Genomic DNA, 1,740 nt, shown 5'->3' with positions numbered 1-1,740 from the left:
CGCCAATCTCATGCGCAGAAATGCTCACCCGTGATTTTCCAAACAGGCTCTAAGTTCCTCCGCTCGTTACCCATATGACGCGCTAATCACGCATGATGAATTCATTTTTGATCGATATTAAGTAGGGTGCAAATCTATTCGCATAGCATAAAGATAATCGGCGGTCTGTGTCCATGCTTTTTGCGGGATGTAGGCTCCGGTCGTTATGTTACAGCTTTTTCTCGGTATAATAAGGAATTTTAATTTTTTATATCTGAATACGCCATACTTTCTGATACCCTGAGTAGAGAACCTCTGCACGTATCGTGTTGAAAAATTCGTCAACGATGAGCCCCTTACCACCAGGCCCCAATGGGGGAACATCGAAGTCGTCGATACATACGATGCTTCCAGGGCCAAGGAGGCGACGTGCCGCCATCAATTCCATCGCGTGATGAATGGCGCTAGGCATGGGATTGTTGATATCAAGGTCAAATGAATCAAGATAAAGTAAAGATGCAGGTGGCATGCCAACCGTCCCTAACGCATCGAGAGTAGCGACAGAATCGTTCAAAATGGTGCTGGTAACACTGCTGCAGGCGCGACGGGCGCTGTCTACGCTCTGAGGATTGATGTCGATGGTCAAAACCCGCCCCTTTCGTTCGCGTGCATACCAGTCGAATTGGAAGGTGCTTTGACCATCGCCTTCCCAGTTGCGAGCTACTCGCAGACACCCAGTCTCAATGATCAGGGGAATGTCGTGCTGATCGAGAGCGTCGAAAATTGCTTTGAATCCGCCGGCTCGCTTACCCAAACGTTCGCGTAAAAAGGAGTCAAAACCTGATCTAAAATCATGGCTCATGGCTTCGGCAGGTAAACCGACATAGTCATAATCTGCGGCGGTCATCTGCACGTTATCTTGTTGATCTGTTCCCGTCAGCGCGAGCTTACGTAGTCGCTCCATTGGTGCACTTGAAGCTATTTCACGCGAGATTTCGTCAATGTTGGCACTCTTCTTCTTGATCCGGGCAAGAAGTGCTTCGCCTGCGCCGTCAGTTAGTCTGTCAAGAAAAGTCAGAACAGCTGTGGAAGATCTATTTTTAGCGTTTACCTGATTGGAGTTTTTTTTTATTTCATCGTTTTCGCTCATGTGCGTTTTCCTTGGTATTTCTCTGACGAGATTCTGCGGGAGCTTCGTTATGACAGCATGAGTTAGCTTCTAGATAGTGGAGTAGCTATCCCATTTGTGCGGGCGACCGGCGAACCGGCTAATATGACTCAAGTTGCGTGGTAAACTGCGAGTTGATGAATCTATACTCAAGCGATGTAAGTTGTCCAATTTGAGGCGTTGACGTTTGCATGACGTGAAAGGGGGGTAGTCAAGAGACAAGGCAAGAAAGGCAACGCTAATTCGGCATGATACGCCTACACAGGCGTAAGTCTACCCCGCATCGTCTGCGGCGTTCGAAGCATCGGCGGTTCGTGTAATGAAGCTGGGCAGTTGGCAGAGCTTCCAAGCGACTCGCTTCAGAAGATAACTTCAATCGCCGCGATAGCAACGCGGCTTATAGCGCTGTCTGTTTGAGGGGTTTTAAGACCTACCTACCGTCGATTAATTCCGGTAGTGACAGAGACGAGTTGTAATGTTGTGGGGAATGTCAATGTCAGCTTACCGTAAGATGTCGAAATGCCTCCGAGCTGCTTGCTCTCAGAGCCTGTTTGGAAAATCACGGGTGAGCATTTCTGCGCATGAGATTGGCG

1 protein-coding gene is annotated in these 1,740 nt (G+C 48.6%); it reads right to left on the bottom strand.

The features are described 5' to 3' along the window. Window positions 1-247 precede the first annotated feature (247 nt). A complete protein-coding gene (locus J2D73_RS20205; RefSeq protein WP_207884208.1) occupies window positions 248-1,129 on the bottom strand; it encodes a class I SAM-dependent methyltransferase in 882 nt (293 codons plus the stop codon). Window positions 1,130-1,740: the final 611 nt, after the last annotated feature.

It is taken from the genome of Acetobacter sacchari, from assembly GCF_017377715.1.
GTDB classification, from domain to species: Bacteria; Pseudomonadota; Alphaproteobacteria; order Acetobacterales; family Acetobacteraceae; genus Acetobacter; species Acetobacter sacchari.
The sequence above is the reverse complement of the archived record's forward strand: the minus strand, read 5'-3'. Positions and strand labels throughout refer to the sequence as shown.